Here is a 21,269-nt window from a genome sequence, read left to right as displayed (position 1 = left end):
CCACCATGACCAAGATGGGTTGCCCGGACAGGCCGGGCAACCCTTGTTCTGGTTAGTTCCCGAACAGGCCGGTCCGGTTCCACCAGCCGCGACGCTTGGACTTGCCATCTTCGTCGGCGGGTTTCGTGGTGTCGGCCTTGTCGGTCTTCGTTTCGCTATCACGTGTTTCGTCGCCGGATTCCGTCGCATCGGCGGCGGGTTCGGCAGCGACCTCCGGTTCGGCCGCTTCGGCGACCGGCTCGGCTGGCGCTTCATCGGCTTTTTTGCGACGGGTCCGACGCTTGGGCTTGGGCGCCTCTTCGGCAACCGGCTCTGCGGCCGGTTCGTCAGCAGGGGCCTCGGTTGCCGGAGCCTCCGTCGCCGTATCAGCCGCCTTTTTGCGCGGACGACGTGTCCGCTTTTTCGGGGCCTCTTCGGTGGTCGCTTCGACTGCCGCGGCTTCGGCCGGCGGCTCGACCGCATCGGAAGCGGGTTCGCTGTCGGCCGCTGCGGGCTTGCGCCGCGGGGTGCGGCGGCGCTTCGGCTTTTCTTCGATAGGGGCGGCTTCGACAGCGGCGGCTTCAGCGGTCGGCTCGGCGTCCGGCTCAGCTGCGGCGGCCGCGGCTTCGCTGGTCACCTCGTCTGCGCCCGATGCAGCGTTGTCGGTGTTCGTCTCGTCCGTATTCGCCTCGTCCTCGGTCCGGCGACGACCGCGGCCACCGCGGCGACCCCGGCGACGACGGCGGCGTGGTTGGTCATCGCCATCCTCACCGGCGGCGTCACGCGGGCTGTCGCCCTCGTCGGCGCTGCCGTCCTCATCGCTGTCATCGCCTTCCACCTTGACGACTTCCATCGCCGCTGCGGTGTCATCGGAAGACGGTTTGCGACGACGGCGCCGACGACGGCGCCGGCCACCGGAGGCTTCGCGGCTCTCCTCGTCATTCTCCGCTTCGTCCTCATCCGGAACGTCAGGGATTTCGATTTCCTCGATCGATTCGACGGAAAGCGGCGCGATCGTCAGTTCTTCACCCGGCTCGCGGTTCTCCAGCGCTTCAATGGTGAATTCCGGCGCCAGGATGGTGTCGTCCGCCGTGACGAGCACATTCATCGAGAAGCGTTGTTCGATCATCAACAGATGATCGCGCTTGTCGTTGAGCAGGTAGATGGCAACGGCCGTCGGAACCGAAATGCGGATCCGCTTGGCGCGACCACGCGTGCCTTCTTTCTCAAGACCACGCAGGGCGACCAGGGCGCTCGATTCGGTCGAGCGTAGATGACCGGTGCCTTTACAGGTCGGGCAGGTCGTCGTGGAGCCTTCCAGCAGGCTGGTGCGGCGGCGCTGGCGCGAAATCTCCATCAGGCCGAATTGCGAGATGCGTCCCACCTGCAGGCGGGCGCGATCACGCTTCAGCATGTCCTTCATCTTCTTTTCGACAGCGCGGTTGTTCCGGCTCTCGTCCATGTCGATGAAGTCGATGACGATCAGGCCGGCAAGGTCACGCAGGCGCATCTGACGTGCCGCTTCGGCTGCCGCTTCCAGATTGGTCTTGAGCGCGGTTGCCTCGATATTGCGTTCCCGGGTCGACTTGCCCGAGTTCACATCGATCGAGACCAGGGCCTCGGTGGGGTTGATGACCAGATAGCCGCCGGATTTGAGCGGGGCGACAGGCGAATAGATCGCTTCAAGCTGGGCTTCGCACTGATGGCGCAGGAAGAGCGGCACGGTTTCCTTGTAGTGCTGCACCTTCTTGGCATGGCTCGGCATCAACATCTTCATGAAGGCTTTCGCCTCCTTGTAGGCTTCTTCGCCTTCCACCTGCACGCAGTCGATCTCCTTGTCGTAGAGATCGCGAATCACCCGTTTGACCAGATTGCCTTCCTCGTAAATCAGGGAAGGGGCGACCGAGTTCAGGGTCAGTTCGCGGATATTCGTCCACAGACGCAGGAGATAGTCGGCATCGCGCTTGATCTCGGTCTTGGTGCGCGAGGCACCGGCCGTGCGGATGATGAGGCCGACACCCTTGGGCAATTCCAGCTCGGAGACCACAGACTTCAGACGCTTGCGGTCAGACGCGTTGGAGATCTTGCGGGAAATGCCGCCGCCGCGCGGCGTGTTCGGCATCAGCACGCAATAACGGCCGGCAAGCGAGAGATAGGTCGTCAGTGCGGCGCCCTTGTTGCCACGTTCTTCCTTGGCAACCTGGACCAGCAGGATCTGGCGCCGCTTGATGACTTCCTGGATCTTGTATTTGCGGAACATCTGGCGACGGCGGCGCGCGGCCTGCTGGTCGCTGATATCGTCTTCTTCGCTGTCATCGCCAATGGTTTCAGGCGCTTCGGCCTCACCCTCACCATCCGCGTCATCGGACGCGGTGTCGGTGGCCGGGGCGGCTTCCGCCTTGGCATCTTCCGCCTCGTCCTCGTCCTCGTCGGCCGCCGAAGCTTCCTCCTCGGCGAGGGCCACGCGGTCCTCATAGGGAATCTGGTAGTAATCCGGATGGATCTCGTTGAAAGCGAGGAAGCCGTGGCGATTGCCGCCGTACTCCACAAACGCCGCCTGCAACGAGGGTTCGACCCGCGTTACCTTGGCGAGATAGATATTTCCACGGATAGGGCGGCGGGCAGCCGCTTCGAAGTCAAAATCCTCAACTTTCGAACCGTCGAGTACGACGACGCGGGTCTCCTCGGGATGACCTGCATCGATCAGCATTTTCTTGGACATTAAAGTCGTCTCCTGCACCCGCGCACAATCGCCTGTTTCCTGCCAGTCGGCGGGACAAGGAAGAGAGTGGCGGCGGGGGCGAGATGGACGGGGTGCGGCCTGTTTTCAGTGCTCTGGGCATCAGGCGCTCCCTGCGCATCGGCAGTTACCATTAGCGTCCCGCTCCGTTACGGGAGGACGCGGCGGTCGGGGCCCCGGCAATTTTTCGGTCGGACCGGGGCGACGATAAGCGTGTTGGCAGGCCGTATTAGCCCAGCCGCTTCGCGCCTGGCTGCCGCACTCGACCGGCATATCCGGTGGTGCGTCGCCAAGGCCTTGGCAACATGCAACATTCGAATGCGGAAGAAAAGGCTTTCGCGCCGTAGGCGAGGCGGGCAAAGAAATTCGGCCCGGCATCAACCAAACGTCAAGCTCCGTGCCCTATGGTTACGCAAAAGCCGTGGACAGAATCACGGTGTGTGCGATGGTGTAGTGATGCGGGTTCAACAGTTTTTGATGGCGTTGTCGTCGGTTCTGGCACTGTCCAGTCCCGGTCTCGCGGACCAGGAGGTCCGGGATGTGCGTTTTGGCGTGGATGTCGCCACGACGCGGGTTGTGATCGAGATCTCGGAACCGGCCGAGTTCCGCGCTTTCACGCTAGATGGCCTCTCTGATCGTCTGGTCGTGGACTTGCCGCAGGCGCGCTGGTCGGTTGCCAATCTGGCGTCTGGAGAGGGCGTCGGGCACGGGCTGGTCGATGCCTTCCGCTTCTTTGACAATTCGGTGTCCAGCTCCCGCGTCGTTTTCGAACTCGACCATCCCGCGGTCATCGTCAACCAGTTCGCGCTCGATCCGGCGACACCCGGTGGCAATCACCGGCTGGTGATCGACATGGAACGGGCGAGCGAAGGCAGTTTCCAGACCGCATCGGGCTTCGATCATACCCGCGCCGTCTCACTTGATTCGCTGATCGCCGAACGCGTCGAGGCCGTTTACGTGCCGCCGCAGCGCGAACGCCGCGTGATCGTCGTGGATCCCGGCCATGGCGGCCGTGATCCGGGTTCGCTCGGGATCCACGGGACCCATGAGGCCGATGTCGCGCTGGAAGCCGCCCGCGAACTGCGCCGCCAGCTCGAGGCGACGGGCAATTATGAAGTCCTGCTGACGCGTGATCGCGACGTCTACCCGTCCTGGGAACAACGTGTCGGTGTCATGGCGGAAGCCAGAGCGGACCTCTTCATCTCCCTGCACTCCGATTCTTCCCAGAATTCGAACGTGCGGGGCGCTGCGGTCTATACGCTCAATGACCGAGCCGAGAACCGTGCCCGTCAGCGTGCCCGCGAAGGCGCGAACCACACCTCGCAAGTGGATGTGAACAATATCCTGGTTGAACTGGAACTGCGCGAGAAACGCAACCAGTCGTCGGCCTTTGCCGAAGTCCTGCTGGAGCACCTTTCGTCGGAGGGGCCCTTGCTGGCCAATCCGCATCGTCAGGCCAACCTGTTCGTATTGCTCGACTCGCGCGTGCCTGCAGTCCTTGTCGAGATGGGTTTCCTGACCAATCGGACGGACGAGGCCAATCTGACATCGGCGAGTTTCCGACGCCGCCAGATGAGTGCCATTGTGAGCGGGATCGACGATTATTTCACTAACCGCGGTGATGAAATCTTCGCGGATCGGGACATGATCGCACTTCCGGCACGCTGACTCCCTTTAATCTGTTGCCGAGCGCGGCCATAATGCCGCCTCGGAGTCATGCTGGAACGGCGCGTCTGACCTGGAGGTCGAACGGTCGGGTTGCAGCCAGAGGGCAGAATGAAACTCTTCACCTTGCGTAATGTTTTGCGGACAGCTCTCTGGGGCAGTATCGCGGCTGCGGTGCTGGCTGTTATCGGCTTCATCGCCGTCGCCATCTATGTCGTCCGCGTGACCGATGACCTGCCGGACTATCAGCAGCTCGCCGAGTATGAGCCGCCGATCATGAGCCGTGTTCATGCTGGTGATGGCCTGTTGATAGCGGAATATGCGCGCGAACACCGTGTCTTCGTGCCGATCGCCAATATTCCGCAGAATGTGGTGCATGCCTTCATCTCGGCCGAAGACAAGAATTTCTACGAACATGGCGGCCTGGACTTTCGCGGCATCATCCGCGCCGGCCTGTCCAATATCTCCAACGTGTTGCAGGGGCGCCGTCTGGAAGGCGCGTCGACGATCACCCAGCAGGTTGCCAAGAATTTCCTGCTCTCCAGCGAGCAGCGCCTTGAGCGCAAGGTCCGTGAAATGGTGTTGTCGCGGCGCATCGAGCGCGCCTTTACCAAGGACCAGATCCTCGAACTCTATCTCAACGAGATTTACCTCGGAAACCGCGCCTATGGCGTAGCTGCGGCGGCGCTGAACTATTTCGGACGCTCGCTCGACGAGCTCGAGTTGCACGAGATCGCCTATCTGGCGGCCCTGCCCAAGGGACCGGCCAATTATCACCCGGATCGTCATCACGACGCCGCCATCGAGCGCCGCAACTGGGTGCTCTCACGCATGGCCGAGAACGGTTTTGTGACCGAGGACGCCGCGCGCGAGGCCATGGCCCGGCCGCTGGAAACCGTCGACCGCCTGTCAGGTGCCACTTATACGGCGGCCGAGTATTTCGTCGAGAATGTCCGCCGCGAAGTCTTCTCCCTCTATGGCGAGGACGAGCTTTATGATGGTGGGCTGTCGATCCGGACGACACTCGACACGCGCATGCAGCTCGCGGCCCGCGCCGCCCTGCGCAATGGGCTGGAGGCCTATGATCGCCGCCATGGCTATCGCGGCGCCTTGTCGAATATCGAATTGGGCGAGGGCTGGGTCGAGCGCCTGGCCGCCGCCGATATCCCGCGTGACCTCGACGAGGGTTGGCTGCAAGCGGTCGTTCTGGAGACCACTGCAGATGCAGCTCGCATCGGCTTCCTCAACGGCGAGGAAGGCTCGATCCCGATGTCGGCGCTGGAATGGGCCCGCGAAACCCTACCTGATGGCGAGATCGGACCGCCGGTCAGCCGTCCCTCGGAGGTGTTGAACCCGGGTGATGTGATCCTGGTGGCCAGCATTGCCGACCAGGAAGGCTTCAGCGACGGCCAGTATGGGCTGCGTCAGGTGCCGGGGATCAATGGCGGTATCATGGCTATGGATCCACACACCGGTCGTGTGCTGGCGATGGTCGGTGGTTATTCCTTCCAGCACAGCCAGTTCAACCGCGCCACCCAGGCGCGGCGTCAGCCGGGCTCGGCTTTCAAGCCCTTCGTCTACGCCTCGGCGTTGGACAATGGCTACACGCCGGCCAGCCTGATCCTGGACGCGCCCTTCATCGCCTCCGGCGGGCCGGACGAGCGCTTTTACATGCCGTCCAACTATTCGGAACGCTATTATGGCATGTCGACCCTGCGGCTCGGCCTGGAGCTGTCGCGCAACGTCATGACGGTCCGGCTGGCCCAGGAAATGGGCATGGCGCCGATCGTCGACTATGGCACGCGTTTCGGGATTTATGACGAAATGGAACCGGTGCTGGCAATGTCGCTCGGGGCCGGGGAAACGACGCTTTACCGCCTCGTTTCCGCCTATGCGACCATGGTCAATGGTGGCCGCCGCGTCGAACCGACCATTATCGACCGGGTCCAGGACCGTACCGGCGCCACGATCTTTGCCCACGAAGTGCTGCCCTGCGACACCTGCGATGCTGAAGAGTGGGATCGCTCAGCCGTGCTCGAACCGCTCTTCCCGGAAACCCGTGAGGAAGTCGTTGATCCGGTGACGGCCTATCAAGTGGTGAACATGCTCGAAGGAGCCGTGCAGCGCGGCACCGGTACGGCGCTTCGCTCGCTGCCCTGGACGCTGGCTGGCAAGACCGGCACGACCAATGATTTCCGCGATGCCTGGTTCATGGGGTTCGGGCCGGACCTCGTGGTCGGTGTTTATGTAGGCTTCGACACACCCTATCAGCTGGGCTCCGGCGAGGCTGGCGGCCAAGTCGCGGCGCCGATCGCCCGCGACTTCCTGGAAGTCGCGCTTGAGGGTTATCCCGTCGCGCCGTTCCGGGTACCGCCGGGTGTGCGGCTTGTGCCGATCAATCGTCTCAATGGAGAGCCCGGTATTCTGGGCCAATCCGGGGTGATTCTGGAGGCTTTCCGCCCGGGTACCGAGCCGTCACGCCAGACCGATGAAGTGGAAAGTGGTCTCAGCTTTGCCCGCGATTCGGTCAGTGATGATCCGCTTGCCTTCCTGCTCGATGAGCCGGATTCGCAAGATGATGAACCCGACGATGAGCTGGGCGGCCTGTACTGAGTACGGTTCCGACCGTCAGTGCGGCCACGGCTTGTCTGAGGCGCGCGTGCTGATTATCCCCTTGTGAGCAACCGGTTTGAAGAATCGCAGGATTGAACGCCCATGCGTGCAGACATCCAGACCCTGTCCGACGAAATCCAGCAGGCAGTTGGCCTGCTGAGGAGGCGTCTTTGACTGGGATACAGCCCAGAAACGTCTCGATGAACTGAATGCGAAGTCGGAAGACCCCGACTTCTGGAACCAGCCGCAGCAGGCGCAGGTCCTGATGCGCGAACGCAACCGGCTCGACGCGGCGATCAAGACCGTGATCGAGGCCGAGCAGGAACTCTCCGACAGTCTCGAAATCATCGAGCTGGCCGAGATGGAAGACGATGCCGACATGATCGAGGAGGCCGTCGCCGGCCTCGGCCATCTCGGTGAGCGCATGCGCCGCGCCCAGCTGGAGACGCTGCTCTCCGGCGAGGCCGACGGCAATGACGCCTTCGTTGAAATCCATTCCGGCGCCGGTGGTACGGAAAGCCAGGACTGGGCCGCCATGCTGGCGCGCATGTATTCACGCTGGGCGAATGCGCATGGCTACAAAGTGGAAACGATGGAAGAGCAGGCCGGCGAGGAGGCGGGTCTGAAATCCACCACCATCCTGGTCAAGGGCGAGAATGCCTATGGCTGGCTGAAGACCGAGGCCGGCGTACATCGCCTGGTGCGGATATCGCCGTTTGATTCAAGCGCCCGCCGCCATACCAGCTTCTCCTCCGTCGGCGTCTATCCGCAGATCGATGATGCAATCGAGGTCGATATTGATGTCTCGAAAGTGCGCACCGACACCTATCGTGCCTCTGGCGCCGGTGGTCAGCACATCAACAAGACCGACAGTGCCGTCCGCCTGACCTATGACATGCCAGGCGAGGAAAAAGCGGTCGTCGTGCAGTGTCAAAATGACCGCTCGCAGCACAAGAACCGGACGCAGGCCTGGGACATGTTGCGGGCGCGTGTCTACGAGATCGAGCTGCAGCGCCGCGAAGCCGCGGCCCAGGCCGAAGCCGACAGCAAGAGTGAGATTGGCTGGGGTCACCAGATCCGCTCCTACGTCCTGCAGCCCTATCAGATGGTCAAGGACCTGCGGACCAATGTGGAGACGTCGAACACCGGCGGTGTGCTCGACGGCGATCTCGACGCGTTCATGGCCGCAGCCCTGGCAGCTCGTGTTGGCGGGGACGAGGAGGAGGCCTAGCCTCCCGCCTTGTCGGTCCCGTCCAGGCGTCCGAGCAGGTTCGCCATGGCGTCGACATAGCGGCCGAATGCGGCCCGGCCGGACTTCGAAATTCGCACGCGCGTCAAGGGTTTGCGATCGAGAAAACTTTTCTCGATGGTGACATATCCGGCTTCTTCGAGCTTGCGAAGATGGACCGAGAGATTGCCCTGGGTCGCGCCCAGTGCAGTTTTCAATTCGTTGAAGTCGGCGGCTTCGGCTTGGGCGAGATAGGTCATCACGCCGAGCCTTAGCCGTCCGTGGATGATCTCGTCGATCTGGCCGATCGGGGGCGTGCTCATCGCAGACCTGTCAGTCTGCGGCGCGGGACAACCGCCACATCACGAACCCCGGTACGGCCATCAGCCCGAACAGGGCCACCGATGTGACCAGATTGAACAGGCCGGGCGAGCCCATCGTCAGGCCGAGCGCTGCGGCGGCCAGGTACCAACCGATCGCCACAACGCCATACCAAAGACGTTTCTGGACACGGGCGGCGACAAACCAGGCCGCGCCCTGCAGGGCGAAAACGACGGGTATATAGTAGAGCCAGAGCGCGAAGTTCTCGGTCTTGAATGCGTTGAATCCGAATACGAAGACCATGGCGAGATTGGCCAGCCCGGCCGCCTGGAACGCGGTCTCATAGGCCTTGCGCATTGCTGTTCCGGTCGGCTGCTTGCGATCCATCCAGAGTATGATGACAAGCGCGAGCATGAAGCCGCCGGTCGCGCCAACCGCGGCCGTCAGATGGACCCAGCCCGGCAAGGTAACAAGGTCGCTGATACCGACCCAATGGATGAGTGTTTCAAGCCCGTAAAGGAGTCCGGCCGACATCAGCAACAGGCCGGCACCTGCCGAAGGGCGCGGGTCGCCCTCGGCAAGTGTTCGCAGGAAAGCGAGATCGGCGCGGGCTGTTGCGAGTTCATCGGTCATGGGCTTCCTCGGACGAATTCCGGCGCGCCCAAAGCGGGCGCGCCGGCACTATGTCTTGATTCACGCGGATGCATCAGCGGGTATGCGCGCGTCTTCCGAGCGGACCTTGCTGGCCCGCCGCCCATTCAGCCAACCACCGATCCAGGTATGCCGGACGATCAACTGATAGGTCCCGAGCAGGATGGCAAAGCTGATCGCCAGGATCAGGGGCAGTTTGACCAGCCCCGGAAGTGCGACATCGGACAGGGCGACCTGCAGCGCCATCACCAGCGGCAAGTGCATCAGATAGACCCAGTAGGACGCGTCCGCCAGATAACGCCAGACCCTGTTCTCGCGCGAGAAGATCACCAGGGCTGCGCCGGTCAGGCCGAATGTCCATGTCCAGATCGCCAGTGTATAGGCTGCCGCGACGGGCAGCCGGTCCATGCCCGGACCGACCGGGGTGAAATTCGGCGTCATGCCAAGTTCCATGACCAGCCAGGTCGTCAGCGCGATGGCGATGCCAAGATTGATGTGCCAGGCACGCTTCCAGGCCGTCAGCACGAGATCGCTGCAGCGATGGGCGGCCCAGCCGGCGGCGAACGCCGTGCCATAGGCGATCAGCGCGCCGGTATTGGGGAGAAGACCGGTATCCGGTGTCGGAATGCCGAACCAGCTCATCCACATCGGGGTTGTGATGAACCAAATCGCCAGCGGAGCTGCGAGCAGAAGGGTGCCGAGCGGGGTTCGGGCCAGAAGACCGGTTATGGCATCAATCAGTTTGCCACTCAGGTCCGAACGGTCGATCAGGCGCACCAGCGCTGTCAGCGGCAGGGAGACGGCGTTGAAAATCACCAGCATGTAGAGGAACCACAGATGGGTCAGTGGGAAATTCTGCGCGGTCAGTGGCGGGGTTTCCTGCTGCGGCGCTTCGCCGCCATTCGCCTTGATGGCGCCCCAGATTACCACCGTCACAATCAGGGCGAAGATGGGCATCCACAAGGCCGCCAGTGGCAGGGCAATGCGTTTGGCGCGGTCGAGGGCGAGGCCGAGAATGCCGCGTCGTCCCAGCGCCATGTGGGCGAAGTAGCCGGCAATCATGAAGAACAGGACCATCCGGAAAATGTGCGGAACAAAAAAGCCAAGGCTGAACCCGGCCGTGGCTTGGCTATCCTGGACGATCCAGATCGGAATTCCGGGAATGAAGGACATGGAAGCGTGCAGCACCACGCCGAGAAAGAGGGCGAGTGCACGCACCGCGTCGAGCGCGTGAATTCGGGGTGAAGGCGAGAGGGGCATGAAGGGCTCCGGTTTGTGAGTTGCCGATCATGTACCACAGACAAGTTTATATTGCAAACTTGTCTGTGCGAAACGCGTGGGCTGTGAAGGGTATGCGCTAGCTACGGGTCAAGTTGTTGTAAAATAGTGCTAAATGTAACGGCGAGACACGGCTCGTGGTCACGCGCACAAAAAACCGGCGCTCGGATGGAGCGCCGGTTTTCATGATCGGTGTCGATTTTGGCTAGAAGCCGGACTTGCTCGCGACCGGTGGCTCCAGCGAACCGAGCGGGTCCTGGGCCTTGCTGGGTGCCGGCGGCTTGCTGTCGGCTTTGGCGGCAGGCTCAGCCTTCACGCCATTGTCCTTGGCAGCCGGTTTGGCGCCGCCGCTATCTTTCAGCGGATCGGAGGAGTGGCGGCAATGACCATCGAAGAAAGCACCGCTTTCCACGGACAGGGCAGCATGGACGATGTCGCCCTCGATCCGTGCTGTCGAGGCAAGCTGTACCTGACGGGCGCGAACACTGCCGGTGACGCGGCCACGGATGACAACGGTCTCAGCCTGGACTTCGCCGGACACGGTTGCGTCTTCGCCAATGATCAGCGAGCCCGCGCGGATATCGCCATCGACCGTGCCATCCAGTTGGATTTCACCGTCGGAAACGATCGTACCGGTCAGAACGAGATCACCGGAAAGAATGGAGGGGGCTTTCGATTTCATGGCGGTCCTTTTCGGGGGGGCGCTGTACGCACCGGTCTCGGGAGACGAAGAGTCTTTGTTACCCTTGTTGAACATATTGGCCAGCTCTCAATAAACGCTCAGGATCGATTGCCGATCCGTTATACCAGATTTCATAGTGCAGGTGCGTGGCCGTACTGCGTCCCGTGGACCCCATCCCCCCGATACGCTGACCGCGTTCGACTGTATCACCACGCCGCACGTCGATTTCGTGGAGGTGACCGTAACGGGTCACGAAGCCGTAACCATGATCAATCTCCACGCAACGACCATAGCCGCCCCGCCAGCCGGCGTAAATAACCCGGCCCGGCCCCGTTGCTTCGATCGGTGCGCGGCGATAGGCGGCGAAGTCCATGCCGCGGTGGGAGGTTGGACGACCATTGAACGGATCGATCCGGACCCCGAAATCACTGGTCTGGCGATAAGTGTCACCGACGGGTGCGCCCAGCGGGCCAGCCTCGACAAAATCTTCCAGTTCTTCCACTTCCAGAAGGCGTGACGCGATGCGCGCAATCCGGCTGGAGAAAGCTTGGTCGATATTCACCGACGATGAGGCAAAGGCACCGGATTCGGAAATCGGAATGAACGGGCCACCGGTCTCGGCGCTGTCGCGATTTTCGGCGATTACGTCTTCCAGGTTGAGGCCTGTCAGCCGCAGCACGGCGCGCAGGTTTTGCAGGCGGGCTTCGGTCGCATCCTCGGCCTGGGCCAGCACGCTGTCCTGTTCGCCCATCAGATAACTGATTTGGTCTTCTGGCTCTCCGGACACGGTCGCAGCGATTGCGATCAGTGGATCACGGGCTTCGCGCGGTGTCGGATCGGCCGGTGTGGCGGCCATCAGGACACGGCCATCGGCAAGGGCAGGGGATGGCTCCATCTCCTGACCGGTCAATTGTTCGGCAAATTCGACCAGCTGACGCAGCGTTTCGTGGCGCATCTGGAACTCGTAGGCGGTGCGGTCGAATTCCTCCATCCGCGATTCCATCAGCGAGATGGCCGTCGCCTCGGTAGCACGTGCTTCGGCGACGAGGCGGTGTGATTCGAGACGCTCACGCTCAATCTCGTCTTCCTTGGCCGCCATGGCTTGGCCATGGAAGGCAACGGAGACGGTTGAGAAGCAAAGCCAGCCGGCAAGGACGGTCGCGCCAAGCAGGGCTGAAATCTGGACTGTGGTGGAGATCGCAAAATAGCGAACCTGACCATCGGACCGATGGTAGATCTGCCGGTCCGGAAACCAGCGCTCAGCCGTTCCCCAAACAGCTTCTTTCACTCTTGTGAACATGCAGTACGCCGCTCTGTTCTGATTGCCCCGGGCCCCAAGGCGAGCATGTGACACAAAACCGGCCCCAATATCAACAAGTCCGATGCAAGAGATGCGCCGGACTATATCAGCGTCTCGTAAAATTCGGGCGGCAGATCGGCGCGCAACCGCGCCTCGGCGTTGAAGGGCGGTTTCAAACCACTACTGAAGTGTTTGCGTACAAGAGCTTGGAACCAGGTCACCGGATCCTCGCCAGCGCGCGCCGCAACGTGGCGAAACCAGCGCGCTCCGGCGGCGACATGACCGATTTCCTCGGTGTAGATCGTCCGCAGGCAGTCGGCACTGACCGTGTCCCCGGCAGAGACGAGCCGGTTGATCATGCCGGGTGTCACATCCAGCCCGCGGGCCTCCAGCACGAGCGGCGCGACGGCGAGGCGGCCGGCCAGCGAATCGCGCGTTGCCATCGCCGCGTCCCACAACCCGCTATGGGCCGGAAAATCACCGTAGCCGGCGCCGAGTTCGGCCAAGCGTCCGGTAATGAGGCGAAAATGGCGAGCCTCGTCGTCGCCGACACCGATCCAGTCATCAATAAAGGCCGTGCGGGCCTCGTCGGCCAGCGCGTCGTCGAGGGCATAGCGGGCCAGCATGTCGAAGGCGAGATCAATGGCGTTGAACTCGATATGGGCGACGGCGTGCAGCAAGGCCACCCGTCCGGCCGGGCTGTTCAACCGCCGCCGCGGGACATCGGCCGGGGCGACAAGCCGGGGGCGGTCCGGCCTGGCCGGGTGATCGGCCGGAATGACGCCCTGCATTGGCAGTGGCGCCCGGCCGGCTCGCCAAAGCGCAGCCACCTCGCGGGCCCGGTCCGCCTTGGCGTCCGGCGATGCCGTCGCCAACACGCTGCGGGCCAGGGTCAGAATGTCGCCTGCGTCAGCCAAGTTCGCGCACGGCCCCGATGACCTCATCGACATGACCTTTCACTTTGACCTTGTGCCAGATACGGGCAATCCGGCCTTCGCGATCGATCAGAAAGGTTGAGCGATCAATGCCCATATATTCGCGCCCATAGAGTTTTTTGAGCACCCAGGACCCGTAGGCTTCAATGGTCTCGCCCTCCGGGTCCGAGACCAGACGCACCTGCAACCCATGTTTGGCCTTGAAATTGTCATGTCTTTTGACGCTATCCTTGGACAGGCCGATGACGACTGCGCCGGCATTGGCAAAAGCCGCGCTTGCCGCCGTGAAATCGAGGGCTTCTGTGGTACAGCCGGGGGTGTCGTCCTTGGGATACATATAGAGGACGACGATCTGGCCGCGCAGGTTTGCGAGGTCGATCTCGTCACCGCCATCGGCGGGCAGTTTGAAAGTCGGAGCAAGGTCGCCGGTTTTGAGTTCACTCATGTCATTTCCCTGTCTGGTTTCGCCTGCATGGCTTGTCTTGCCGTGTAATGTGCGGTTCCGGGCCGCCACGTCCAGTGTGCGGACTGCGGGAAGGCCGGTCTGAATGCTGCGCAAATCCGTCAAATGGACGTTGATCTACCTGCTCGAAGCCGTGGCGGCGCTGCTGGCCCTGAGCATTTTCGCGATCGGATTCGTGCTGTGGCGCCTGTCATCAGGTCCGGTCGAATTGGAATTCCTGCGTGAGGATGCCCAGGCCATGCTGGCCAGCGCCTTTGAAGGCGAGGTCGTGGCGTTGGGAGCGCTGCAGGCGCGATTTGAACCGTCGTCGCGTACCATTGTGCTGGTCGCGACGGATGTGACCGTGGCGGAAGCGTCCGGTGAGGTGGTCAGCCGGGCGCCGCGTATCGAAGCGGGACTGGCGGCCGATGCCTTGATCTTCGGCCGGGTTGAACCGATTGAGCTGACAATTGATGGCGGGTCGGTGTCCGTCGTGCGTCGCGCCGACGGCGCGGTGGGGGCGGGACTCGGCGGTGTTGAACGGGTGGCGGCGACGGCGCGGCAACCGGCGCGCGGCGGCGATGACAGCGCCTCCCTGTTTGAAATCCTGTCCGGACCGGAAGCGCCGGCGCAACTGGGTCGCTTGCGGCGGGTCAATGTGTCGAATGCCGCAGTGCGCGTGGTTGATGACGTTGTGGGTCTGGCCTGGTTTGTCGATTCGGCCGGGGTCGTCTTCGACCGCGACGATAACCGGATACTGGCCGAGATCGACGGGCAATTGGCGACGCCATCGGGGTTTGCGCCAGTGGCGCTACGATTGCGGGCCGGCAATAATCTTGAAAGCCTGTTGCTGGAGGCCAGCTTTGAGGGATTGTCCCCGGCCGGTATCCTGCCGGACACCGGTCCCGCTTCCGCACTGCGGGCGCTGGACGCCCCGATCGATCTGAACCTGGTGATCGATGCGACCCGCGACAGCGGGATACGCACGGCCTCGTTGCAGTTGGATATTGGCGAAGGCGGGATACTGGTCGATGGCGAGATGCATGCGTTTGAAGGCGCCAATCTCTATGCCAGTTTCGATCCGGTCCTGCGCGAGCTGACGCTGCATTCCGGCCGGGTCCGCTCAGACCTTTTTGCCGCTTCGATTGAAGGGCAGCTGACCGATATCGGTGATTATGAAGGCGTGTTGCCGACTCGGGCGCGGTTTGATCTGGCTATCGGAGAGGGCTTTGTCGATATCGGGCCCGTTTTCGAACGAGTGCCGACATGGGAGCTCCTGGCCGCGTCCGGGGAAATCCGCCTTGATGAGTTTGCGGTGATGTTCGACCATCTCGATCTCGAGATCGACACCATTCGGGCCGAACTCAGCGGTGGTTTGCAGCTGGAGCAGCGCCCGGATGGCAGCTGGCTGCCCAACATGCAGCTGGAAGGGCCGATCACCGGCGATATCCAACCTCAGACTGTGCTCGCTTATTGGCCGGTCGAACTCGCGGATGGCGGTCGGACCTGGGTCAGCGAAGGCATTCTGGGCGGGCGGTTTTTCAACGCCCGCTTCTTCCTCGATCTGCCGGCCTCGGCAATTGACGAGGGGCGGCTCGACGACGACCGCATGCGTTTGAGTTTCGATTTTGAGGACGCGCATGTCCGCTACATTTCGACAATGACGCCGATCACTGAGGGGCGCGGCTCGGCGACTCTGCACGGCAATTCCTTCGAAGTGCAGATGGATCGTGGCCGGATCGGGGATCTTGTGATCAGCGAGGGCTTTGTCGACCTGCCGCGCCTCAACCCGAAAGGTGCCATGGCGCGCTATGGCGGTGTGGCACGTGGCCGGGGCTCGGACATATTGGCGCTGATTGACGAGGAGCCGCTCTACCTCGTTTCAGATTACGGGCTCGATCCGGCGCAAATCGGCGGCGATGGCGAGATGCGGTTCGAGATCAGTCGCGCCATGCTGACCGAGGTCGCGCCGGAGGACATTCCCTTTGTCATCACCGGGCATTTCTCGAATGCCTCGCTCGATATTCCCGGAACCGATTATGCGATCAGCGGCGGCGAGGTCGATATTTCCGCCGACCAGGACGGGTTGCAGGCATCCGGCACGGCCCGACTTTTCGACGCGCCCGTGCAGATCGATTGGCGTGAGACATTCGGCCTGGCTGATGGCGAGGCGTCGACCCGGATCGGACTGGAAGCGGTCATCAATGCCCGCACGCTGGACCGGTTCAACATGCCGGCGCGCCGTTATTTCGACGGCTCGATCCGGATCGCTGCCGAGGCGGTGTCGGACGGGCTCGACTTTCGCTCGGTCGCTATCGAGGCCGATCTGGTTGACGCGCTGATCGAGGCGCCGGGTGGATTGTGGGCGAAGGAGGCGGGCGCGCCGGGCAGCGCCTCGCTCAATCTCGTCCGTCGGGATGTTGGGGGTTATGAACTTGGTGCCATCCGGCTTGCTGCGGCCGGCGCGGGGTTGGAAGCATCAGCCTTGATTGGTGCGGCCGGCGGGCTGGAAAATGTCACGGTGGACCGGCTTTTCGTCGAAGGGCTGATGGACTTGACCGGACAGGTCACGCCGGCCCTCGACGCCGAGCAAGCGCTGCGGGTGCGTCTGGCGGGACAGTATGCCGATATCAGCTCGATCATGCCGCACATCACCTCGCTTGGCGGTGAAGGCGGGATCACTCTGCCGCTGTCGTTGCAGGTCGATGTCGGACGCCTCATCCTGTCCGAACAGAGCGTGCTCGATCAGTTCAACCTGATCTGGCGTAGCGAAGCCGCCGGTATCCGGGCGGTGTCCGTATCAGGCAATGCGATGGATGGGCCCTTCCAGGCCTCCTTTGGCGCGAGCGAGGCCGGCGGTCCGCGTGATTTCCGCATCGAGGCGCAATCGCTGGAACGGATATCAGCCCTGCTTGGCATTGAGGGTTATGCCCTCGGTGGTCAGGTCTCGGTGCTCGGCAGTGCGCCGCCACTGGGTACGGAAGGACCGCTGACGGCGCGCGTTGAAGTGCGTGACCTGACCCTGGTCCAGGTTCCTGTGCTCGCCCGCATTCTGGCGGCCGGCTCCTTCCAGGGCCTTGGCGCCTTGCTCAATGGCGAGGGGATCAGCTTTGACGCGGTTGATGCCGATATCGCCTATGAAGACGGGCTGCTGACCATCGGCGAGGGGCGGGCCCGCGGCAGTGCGCTGGGCGTGACCGGGGCGGGCACCATCGACTTTGCCGACAGTCATGCCGCCATCGATGGCAATCTCGCCCCGTCCTACGTGATCAATTCCCTGTTCGGTGGCTTGCCGATCATCGGCGAGGTGCTGGTGTCGCGGCCGGGCGAGGGGGTGATCGGCATCACCTATTCGGTGGAAGGCCCGTTCGACAGTCTGACCGTCTTCGCCAATCCGCTCTCGGCGCTGGCACCGGGTGTGTTGCGGCGCATGTTCGAAGGCACGGCGGCTGAGCGCGCGGCGCGTGACCGTGCCCGTGAGGACGAGGCCGCACCCGTCGAACCGGAGTCTGGATCCGAATCCGCTGACCCCGACCCTGATCCCGACACAGATTCCGGCGAGAACTGATCCCGTCAGGCTGGCTTGGCGAGGGCGTGGCGCTTTTTCCCGATCGACAGCTTGATGGCGCCATCGACCAGATCGGCAGAGCTGGCCTTGGCGAACGGGTCGGTCAGCGGCTTGTCATTGACCTTGGCCGCACCGGCCTTGATGTGGCGGCGCATTTCTCCGTTCGACGATGCCAGCTCGGCGGCGATGAACAGGCTGATCAACAAGACGTCGCCGCTGTCCAGTCCGCCGAACTCGATCGTCGGTAGTGCCGCGCCGACGCCGCCCTGGGCGAAGGTCTGGCGGGCTGTCTCCTCGGCAGCGCGCGACGCGTCCACACCGTGCAGCAGGGCCGTTGCCTCATTGGCGAGACGGACTTTGGCATCATTGATCCGGGCTCCTTCGAGCGCTTCCAGATCGGCGATTTCGTCCAGCGGCAGATCGGTGAACAGGCGCAGGAAGCGACCGACATCGGCATCTTCGGTATTGCGCCAGAACTGCCAGTACTCATAGGCGCTGAGCATATCGGCATTGAGCCAGACCGCGCCGTCTGCCGTCTTGCCCATCTTGGCGCCGGAGGCGGTGGTGATCAGCGGCGTGGTGAAGCCGTAGACCTCTTTCTGGTCGACCCGGCGGCACAGTTCGACGCCATTGATGATATTGCCCCACTGATCGCCGCCGCCGAGCTGCAGCGTACAGCCATAGCGCCGGTTCAGTTCGAGGAAATCGACCGCCTGCAGCAGCATGTAGTTGAATTCCAGAAAGGTGAGCGGCTGTTCGCGGTCGAGGCGCAGCTTGACCGAGTCAAAGGTCATCATCCGGTTGATGGTGAAATGCGGCCCGAATTTGCGCAGGAAGTCGATATAGCCGAACTCCGACAGCCATTCGTCATTATTGACCAGCACGGCATCGGTCGGGCCATCGCCGATCTGCACCAGCGGCCGGAAGGCCTGCAGGATGCCGTCGATATTGGTGTTGATGGCCTCGTCGGTGAGCATGGAGCGCGACTTGTCCTTGCCCGACGGGTCGCCGATCTTGGTGGTGCCGCCGCCCATCAGGATGATCGGCTTGTGGCCGGCCTGCTGGATGCGGCGCAACATCATGATCTGCACGAGTGAGCCGACATGCAGGCTGGTTGCCGTCGCGTCAAAGCCGATATAGCCCGTCACCACGCCTTCGCTGGCGGCCTTGTCGAGACCGTCAATGTCGGTGGCCTGGTTGAGATAGCCGCGTTCAACGAGATCGCGCACCAGCTGGGACTTGTAATCACTCATGAAGATGTCTCCTGATAGGACGCTTCTAGGTCGACTGGAGCGCCGGGAAAAGAGGGGGCTTGCATGAAACGGATCATCGGCTTGATGAGCGGGACCTCGCTCGACGGAATCGACGCCGCCCTGATCGAGACGGATGGCGACCGGATCGCCCGTTTCGGCCCCGGCGAAACCCAGGCCTATTCCGACAATGACCGGGCTATCCTGCAGGACGCGGTTGATCGCGCGTTGGCGTGGGGATTTGTTGGTCCCAGGCCGGATTTCGGTGCCGCCGAACGCGTTCTGACCCTGCGCCATAGTCTCGCCGTCCAGCGGGTATTGGATGCCGCTGGCCTGGCGGCAGCGGATATCGATCTGCTCGGCTTTCACGGCCAGACCGTGCTTCACAAGGCGCCGGCCGCCGGCGCCAACGGTCAGACGCTGCAGATCGGCGATGGTCCGGCTTTGGCGCGGGCCACCGGCATCTCGGTGATCCATGATTTCCGCTCCGCCGACATGGTCAAGGGCGGACAGGGTGCGCCTCTGGCCACGCTCTATCATGATGCACTGGCGCGCCAGTCAGGGCTGACACGGCCGCTCGCCGTGCTCAATCTGGGCGGCGTCGCCAATGTGACCTGGCTCGCGCCTGATGCGGATCCCGTCGCGTTCGACACCGGACCGGCCAACGGCCTGATCGACGCCTGGTGTCATCGCATGGTCGGACAGGCTTATGATCATGGCGGCAAGCTGGCGGCGCGGGGCCTGATCGATCAGGCAGCGCTCGACGTCCTGATGACGCATCCCTTCTTCGCGCTGAAACCGCCGAAATCGCTCGACCGCTGGGATTTTACGCTCGACCCGGTGCTTGACCTTGCTGCCGAAGACGGCGCCGCGACCCTCACTGCGTTTACGGCACGGACTGTTGCCGACGCGATTGCCGCTCTGGGCCGACCCGAACGTGTTCTGGTCACCGGGGGAGGTCGTCACAATCCGGTCTTGATGGCGGCGCTCGGTGAGGCGACCGGCCTGGTGCAGGAGCCGGTGGAAGCTGTGGGCTGGCGGGGAGACCTGCTGGAAGCCGAGGCTTTTGCCTGGCTGGCCGCGCGCGTTGATTCCGGTCTGCCGACAAGCCTGCCCTCAACGACCGGTGCCAGCGAGCCGGTCTGCGGCGGCCGGCGCGCCGACCCCTAGGGGGCAATGAAAAAGCCCCGACCGATCGGCCGGGGCTTTGTTCAATCAGGGCGCTGTCACGCTCAGCGTTTGCCGGTGATCGTGCGTTCCGAACGCTCCTTCTCGACCAGCGGCAGCCGGCTTTCGAGATAGGTTTCGATATGCTTTTCCAGCACGTCGAGATGTTCGGAGAAGAGGTGATTGGCGTCCGGCACGACCTCCGTTGTGATCTCGATACCCTTCTGGACACGGACTTTCGACATCACGCGTTCGACATCATCCGGCGGCACGATCTTGTCGGCCGCGCCGTGCACGATGATGCCGGAAGCCGGGCAGGGCGCCAGGAAGGTGAAGTCATACATGTTGGTCGGCGGGGCGACCGAGACGAAGCCGGCAATCTCCGGGCGGCGCATCAGAAGCTGCATGCCGACCCAGGCACCGAAGGAATGCCCGGCGACCCAGCAAAAGCGCGCACCTTGGTTATAGCCCTGGACCCAGTCGAGAACAGTGGCGGCGTCCGAGAGTTCGCCAAGCCCCTGGTCATAGCTGCCCTGGGAGCGCCCGACGCCGCGGAAATTGAACCGTAGGGTCGCGAAACCGCGCTTGCGGAACACGTCATACATCATGTCCACGGACGGGTTTTCCATATGCCCGCCGCCCAGCGGATGGGCATGCAAAATCAGGGCAATCGGAGCGGTAGGATCTTCGCTCGGGCTATAGCGCCCTTCAAGCCGGCCGGCCGGGCCGGGAATGATCACATCAGGCATTCAGTCTCGCCTTTTTGGGTCTCTAAGTCTGTGTCTGGTGAATATGCGGCATTTCGCCCGTTGCAAGTGCACAAAAGCGCGCCCATATTCTTGACTAATTCACTCGGATATTGGACGTGCGTCCCTCGCATCGAGGTCAGCCCCCCTTCCGGAAAGGCGGGTCTTAGCATGATCGGCCTGCCGGATGCGAGTGTTTAAGGAGGTAAACGCATGAAGCTGAGCACAAAAGGTCGCTATGCCGTCATGGCGATGGCCGACTTGGCGGATGCCGCTGACACCGGTCCGGTGACGCTGAGTGACATCGCGTCGCGCCAGTCAATCTCGCTGTCTTATCTTGAGCAATTATTCGCCAAGTTGCGCCGCGCGGACATTGTGTCCTCGGTTCGCGGACCTGGCGGTGGTTACCGGCTGAGCCGCGGCGCCGGCCAGATCCGGATTTCCGACATCATCCTCGCCGTCGACGAGCCGCTGCGTGCGACGCGCTGTTCGCAAGCCAAGGGCTGTCTCAGCGATGGCCGCCGCTGCATCACGCACGACCTGTGGGATGAGCTGGGTCGGCACATCTATCTCTACCTGTCCTCGGTCACCCTGGAAGACGTACTCGAGCGTCGCCTGTTTGGGTCGGCGTCAGGCGCCATGGGCCGGATCGAGCGTCCTGCCAGAGCGGCTGTTGCCGACGACATTCACGCGGCTGAGTAGAG

Annotated in this window: 16 protein-coding genes; 6 read left to right on the top strand and 10 right to left on the bottom strand. The window is 62.8% G+C overall.

From position 1 onward, the window contains the following. Window positions 1-52 precede the first annotated feature (52 nt). The gene (locus C7435_RS05030) at window positions 53-2,701 is read right to left on the bottom strand and encodes an Rne/Rng family ribonuclease (RefSeq protein WP_121210276.1); all 2,649 of its coding nucleotides are present in this window, start codon (window positions 2,699-2,701) and stop codon (window positions 53-55) included. Window positions 2,702-3,196: 495 nt separating this feature from the next. Here C7435_RS05030 and C7435_RS05025 point away from each other — a divergent pair, with 495 nt between their 5' ends. The 3 genes from C7435_RS05025 (at window position 3,197) to prfB (ending at window position 8,228) form a co-directional block, all read left to right on the top strand. Then, window positions 3,197-4,387: an N-acetylmuramoyl-L-alanine amidase gene (locus C7435_RS05025; RefSeq protein ID WP_170150337.1), complete on the top strand. Its 1,191-nt coding sequence runs from the start codon at window positions 3,197-3,199 to the stop codon at window positions 4,385-4,387. A 108-nt stretch (window positions 4,388-4,495) separates the two neighbouring features. Further along, a complete protein-coding gene (locus C7435_RS05020; protein ID WP_121210274.1) occupies window positions 4,496-6,997 on the top strand; it encodes a penicillin-binding protein 1A in 2,502 nt (833 codons plus the stop codon). Window positions 6,998-7,099: 102 nt separating this feature from the next. Next, window positions 7,100-8,228 (top strand): peptide chain release factor 2 gene (gene prfB / locus C7435_RS05015; protein ID WP_121210273.1). Its coding sequence is split into 2 segments (ribosomal slippage): window positions 7,100-7,168 and window positions 7,170-8,228, totalling 1,128 coding nucleotides; the frame shifts between segments, so codons are not numbered across the junction. Here prfB and C7435_RS05010 read toward each other — a convergent pair. The 7 genes from C7435_RS05010 to C7435_RS04980 form a co-directional block, all read right to left on the bottom strand. After that, window positions 8,225-8,548 (bottom strand): winged helix-turn-helix domain-containing protein, encoded by a 324-nt coding sequence (locus C7435_RS05010; protein ID WP_075190754.1) that lies wholly within the window; start codon window positions 8,546-8,548, stop codon window positions 8,225-8,227. The genes prfB and C7435_RS05010 overlap by 4 nt on opposite strands. 10 nt (window positions 8,549-8,558) lie before the next feature. After that, window positions 8,559-9,179, bottom strand: coding sequence for a hypothetical protein (locus tag C7435_RS05005; RefSeq protein ID WP_121210272.1), 621 nt, complete (start codon window positions 9,177-9,179; stop codon window positions 8,559-8,561). 60 nt (window positions 9,180-9,239) lie between these two features. After that, window positions 9,240-10,457, bottom strand: coding sequence for an acyltransferase family protein (locus C7435_RS05000; protein WP_121210271.1), 1,218 nt, complete (start codon window positions 10,455-10,457; stop codon window positions 9,240-9,242). Between the two features lie 223 nt (window positions 10,458-10,680). Next, window positions 10,681-11,157, bottom strand: a complete 477-nt coding sequence (locus C7435_RS04995; RefSeq protein ID WP_233128319.1) for a bactofilin family protein — start codon at window positions 11,155-11,157, stop codon at window positions 10,681-10,683. 58 nt (window positions 11,158-11,215) lie between these two features. Then, window positions 11,216-12,457 carry a peptidoglycan DD-metalloendopeptidase family protein gene (locus C7435_RS04990; protein ID WP_121210270.1) on the bottom strand — a complete coding sequence of 414 codons (1,242 nt, stop codon included), beginning with the start codon at window positions 12,455-12,457 and terminating at the stop codon, window positions 11,216-11,218. 101 nt (window positions 12,458-12,558) lie between these two features. Beyond that, entirely contained in the window at window positions 12,559-13,374 is an 816-nt protein-coding gene (locus C7435_RS04985; RefSeq protein ID WP_233350687.1) for a ferritin-like domain-containing protein, read from the bottom strand. Further along, window positions 13,367-13,837 carry a peroxiredoxin gene (locus C7435_RS04980; RefSeq protein ID WP_121210268.1) on the bottom strand — a complete coding sequence of 157 codons (471 nt, stop codon included), beginning with the start codon at window positions 13,835-13,837 and terminating at the stop codon, window positions 13,367-13,369. Before C7435_RS04980 ends, C7435_RS04985 begins: the two co-directional genes overlap by 8 nt. A 103-nt stretch (window positions 13,838-13,940) precedes the next feature. Here C7435_RS04980 and C7435_RS04975 point away from each other — a divergent pair, with 103 nt between their 5' ends. Beyond that, window positions 13,941-17,402, top strand: a complete 3,462-nt coding sequence (locus tag C7435_RS04975) for a DUF3971 domain-containing protein (protein WP_121210267.1) — start codon at window positions 13,941-13,943, stop codon at window positions 17,400-17,402. Between the two features lie 5 nt (window positions 17,403-17,407). Here the strand turns inward: C7435_RS04975 and tyrS are convergent, their stop codons facing one another. Beyond that, the gene (gene tyrS, locus C7435_RS04970) at window positions 17,408-18,655 is read right to left on the bottom strand and encodes a tyrosine--tRNA ligase (RefSeq protein ID WP_121210266.1); all 1,248 of its coding nucleotides are present in this window, start codon (window positions 18,653-18,655) and stop codon (window positions 17,408-17,410) included. A gap of 63 nt (window positions 18,656-18,718) precedes the next feature. Here tyrS and C7435_RS04965 point away from each other — a divergent pair, with 63 nt between their 5' ends. After that, window positions 18,719-19,822, top strand: coding sequence for an anhydro-N-acetylmuramic acid kinase (locus tag C7435_RS04965; RefSeq protein WP_075190745.1), 1,104 nt, complete (start codon window positions 18,719-18,721; stop codon window positions 19,820-19,822). A gap of 62 nt (window positions 19,823-19,884) precedes the next feature. Here C7435_RS04965 and C7435_RS04960 read toward each other — a convergent pair whose 3' ends face one another. Beyond that, window positions 19,885-20,568 carry an alpha/beta hydrolase gene (locus tag C7435_RS04960; protein WP_075190744.1) on the bottom strand — a complete coding sequence of 228 codons (684 nt, stop codon included), beginning with the start codon at window positions 20,566-20,568 and terminating at the stop codon, window positions 19,885-19,887. 210 nt (window positions 20,569-20,778) lie between these two features. Here C7435_RS04960 and C7435_RS04955 point away from each other — a divergent pair, with 210 nt between their 5' ends. Beyond that, window positions 20,779-21,267, top strand: coding sequence for an Rrf2 family transcriptional regulator (locus C7435_RS04955; protein ID WP_075190743.1), 489 nt, complete (start codon window positions 20,779-20,781; stop codon window positions 21,265-21,267). Window positions 21,268-21,269: the final 2 nt, after the last annotated feature.

This window comes from Maricaulis maris, assembly GCF_003634045.1.
Classification (GTDB): Bacteria; Pseudomonadota; Alphaproteobacteria; order Caulobacterales; family Maricaulaceae; genus Maricaulis; species Maricaulis maris.
The sequence above is the reverse complement of the archived record's forward strand: the minus strand, read 5'-3'. Positions and strand labels throughout refer to the sequence as shown.